At 72.5% G+C, this 3,314-nt stretch carries 3 protein-coding genes and 1 pseudogene; 1 reads left to right on the top strand and 3 read right to left on the bottom strand.

Annotation, left to right across the window (positions count from 1 at the left end; translation table 11 throughout):
- Positions 1-59: 59 nt before the first annotated feature.
- From ACFXB5_RS46140 to ACFXB5_RS46130, 3 genes and pseudogenes are all read right to left on the bottom strand, one after another.
- Positions 60-512: pseudogene (locus tag ACFXB5_RS46140) on the bottom strand (beta-ketoacyl synthase N-terminal-like domain-containing protein); the annotation flags it as partial.
- A gap of 40 nt (positions 513-552) precedes the next feature.
- Positions 553-804, bottom strand: coding sequence for an acyl carrier protein (locus tag ACFXB5_RS46135; protein ID WP_201852715.1), 252 nt, complete (start codon positions 802-804; stop codon positions 553-555).
- A 117-nt stretch (positions 805-921) separates the two neighbouring features.
- Positions 922-1,692 (bottom strand): thioesterase II family protein, encoded by a 771-nt coding sequence (locus tag ACFXB5_RS46130; protein WP_385220008.1) that lies wholly within the window; start codon positions 1,690-1,692, stop codon positions 922-924.
- 483 nt (positions 1,693-2,175) lie between these two features.
- Between ACFXB5_RS46130 and ACFXB5_RS46125 the strand changes: the two genes are divergently transcribed.
- Positions 2,176-2,766: a DUF6269 family protein gene (locus ACFXB5_RS46125; protein ID WP_385220007.1), complete on the top strand. Its 591-nt coding sequence runs from the start codon at positions 2,176-2,178 to the stop codon at positions 2,764-2,766.
- Positions 2,767-3,314 lie beyond the last annotated feature (548 nt).

Below are 3,314 nucleotides of genomic sequence, written 5' to 3'. Positions count from 1 at the left end.
CCCGAGTCCTTCTCTCGCTCTCACAGCGCGGCTCCGCGGCGCGCGCGGGCCACCCCCCCCCCGGCCCGCACCCGGCGGGCGATGGTGGAGTCCATCTTCTCCGGCCCGTGGGCGATCTGGCTCTCCACCAGCTGGTCCAGATCGAAGGACTCCCCGTCGGTGGTGCCGATGGAGATGAGGCCGCGCTGCTCGCGCAGTACGTCGACGTCGAGATTCGCGTCCTCGACGGCCATACGGGCCGCGGCTGCCGAGAACTGACTGGCCCGGCCGAGTTCCGCCACGTCCAGATTGCGTATCCACTTCTCCGGTTCGAAGTCGACAATTTCGCAGCCGTTGGCGTGGGCGAACCCCTCGGTGTCGAAGGCGGTGATCGGCTTCGCTCCGCTGCGGCCGGAACGCAGCCCTTCGGCGAACTCGGCGGCGCCCACTCCAATGCTGGAGAAAACGCCAAACCCGGTAAGAACCACTCGGTGAGTCGCGACGGCGGAACCGTCGCGCGCGGGAGCAGTCATCGAAACCTCCAACCAGTCTCGGCTTGAACAGCGGACGGGATTACCAGCCGGCTGACTCGGCGACGACCTCGTGGACGCCCTTGAGGTTGACCATGCGGGCGAGTTCCGACTGGTCGATGACGACCTTGAACTCCTTCTCCAGAGAGGCCAGGATCTCGATGGCGCGCAGCGAGTCGGCGTCGTGGTCCTCGCGGAAGAGGCTGGTCTCGGTGACCTCGTCCTCCTCCAGCTCGAGAATCTCGCAGACGATTTCCTTGATCTTCGCAGTGCGCTCTTCGGTAAGGGTGGGCATGATGAATTCAACCTCTCGGTCATTGCCGCCGGGCGGGAATCCCCCCGTTCGGCGCTCCTTTTGCGTTCCCGCACTCGAAACCATCGCAGTACGGTTATGCGATGTGCACGCCCTGCGTCAGGAAGGTGCCAACACTGCCTCGTCCAGGCGCCTTTTGATGTCGCTCGTCAGAGAATCCCGCTCGGCATTCAGGTAGAAATGGCCACCGGGCAGGACGCGCATGTCGAAGGAATGTCCGGCGACCTCGGACCAGTGCTTCATCTCGTTCTCCCCGGCGCCCGGATCCCGGTCCCCGGCATACGCCACGACCGGACAGCCGACGGGGTGCGGGACTTCGGCCCGGTAGGTGCCCGCGATCCGGAAGTCGGCCCGTACGGACGGCAGCACGATGTCCCGGATCCCCGGGTCGGCCAGCAGCGCGGCGTCCGCGCCACCGAGCCGCACCACCTCGGCGATCAGCTCGTCGTCGGTGCCGAGGTGGATCTCCTTGGGAGTCACCAGATGCGGGGCCTCGCGGGACGAGACAAAGAGCCCGGCCAGCCGGTCCGCGTGGGCCGGCTGGAGGCGCAGGGCCAGTTCATAGGCGAGGGACGCCCCCATGCTGTGGCCGAAAAAGGCCACCGGGACGTCGAGGAAGGGGAGCAACTCCGCGGCCAGCGGATCGGCGAGCTCCGCCATACCGGTCGCGCATGGCTCGGCGATCCGCTCCTGACGGCCGGGGTACCGGGTGGCCAGCACCTCGACATCGGGGCCCAGCGCCCCGGCCCAGGGGTGGAAGAACGTCGCGGTCCCGCCCGCGTGGGGCAGGCAGACCAGCCGCGCCCGCGGCCGTCCGGCCGCCGGGTACCGCCGGAACCACCGGGTTCGGGCACTGCCGGACGATGTCATCGTCGCTCTCCTCGTGACTGTCTCCCGCGTCTGGCGCATCTGCCGCGTCTGCCGCGTCTGCCGCGTCTGGCGCGTCTGGCGCGTCTGGCGCGTCTGGCGCGTCTGGCGCGTCTGGCGCGTCTGGCGCGTCTGGCGCGTCTCCCGCGGCCGGGGCGGCGACCGGCCGCCGCCTCCCGGGGCCGGACGCGCTCCGGGGGGCTCGCTGCCCGCTTCCCGTGAGGTGTCGGCGGCGAGTCGCGGGGAAGGGCCCCACCGCCGGGTCGCACTCCGCTGCCCGCTCGGCGGCGGGCGGGAGGACCCGGGACACCTTTCTAACCAGGCCCACCCCGCGCCTCAATGTCCCTTTCAGGAAGGTGCCAGGGCGGGCGCCGGAAGCGGATCCGGGGCGGCCGGAGGGGAGTTGAGGGAGCGGGGTAACAGCTTGCTGCCAGTGCGCGGCGCAGGTCGCGTCTCGATGGATCACCGGCGCCCGGGCGGGGCAGGATGCGCAGGAGATCCTCTGTATCCGTTCCCGTAACCCAGCAGTCAGCGAGCCGCCCGATGACCGACGACCCGACCTCCCCGGCCGCGACCGAGCCTCCATGGGCGTTCCTGGCCCGGCTGGAGGAGCAGATCGCCCTGGACCAGGAGGCGTGTCTGCGCGACTGCGGGGCGCCCTGGGGGGAGTTACTGGAGCGATTCGTGGACGCCCTGACGGGACGGCCGTGCCCGGACATGGAAGCGGACGCGGATGCGGGCGACGCGGCGGACAGTGCTGCGGCGGACGAGCCAAACGCGCCGGGCTCGCCGAGCGGACCGGGCGCACCAAGTGGACCGGGCGCGCCAGGTGGCCCGTACGGCCCGGGCTCGCCGGGTGAACCGTACGGTCCAGGCGAGCCAGGCAGGCTGGGTGGGCCAAGCGAGCCGAGCGAACCAGACACGCCGGGCGGACCAGGTGCACCGAGCTCGCCAAGTAGCTCGTACGGCCCGGGCTCGCCGAGTGAACCGTACGGCCCGGACGGGCCAGGCAGGCCCATTGGGCCGAGCGGACCAGACGCGCCGGATGTAACCAAGTGGACCGGGCTCGCCGGGTAAACCGTACGGCCCGGGCAGGCCAAGCAAGCCCAGTGGGCCAAGCAAGCCGAGCGAACCAGACACGCCGGGCGGACCAGGTGCACCGAGCTCGCCAGGTGGCCCGTACGGTCCAGGCTCGCCGAGTGAACCGTACGGCCCGGGTGGACCGAGCCCCGGGGACGGCGCCGGGGAGCGGCGGCCCCCGCCGGCGACGCCGTGAGCGGCCGCGTCCGGTGCGGACGGCCCATCACCGAGCGGCCCGTCAGTGGGTGGCCCGCTGGCAGGTGGCCCGCCACCGGGTAGCCCGTCGGTGGGTGGCCCGCCACCGAGCAGCCCGCCCAGCAGGTGGCCCGTCACCAAACGGCCCGCCACCGAGCAGCCCGCCACCCGGTAGCCCCCCACCGAGCGGCCCGGCCACCGGTGGTGGCGGCCTCAGCGGGGCGGCACGCTCCGCAGTCGGGGGCGGGCCGGCCGCCGCCGCCGCCGCACGGGGCCGCCCGCCGCCGCGGCGCTGGCAGCGGGGCGCCGCCCCCCGGCGGGGCCGAGCCCCCGCCCCCCCCCCGGGCCCG

Origin of the sequence: Streptomyces sp. NPDC059455 (assembly GCF_042750115.1) — a bacterium.
Lineage (GTDB): Bacteria > Actinomycetota > Actinomycetes > Streptomycetales > Streptomycetaceae > Streptomyces > Streptomyces endocoffeicus.
Note: the sequence above shows the minus strand (reverse complement) of the source record. Positions and strands in the feature narration are given on the sequence as shown.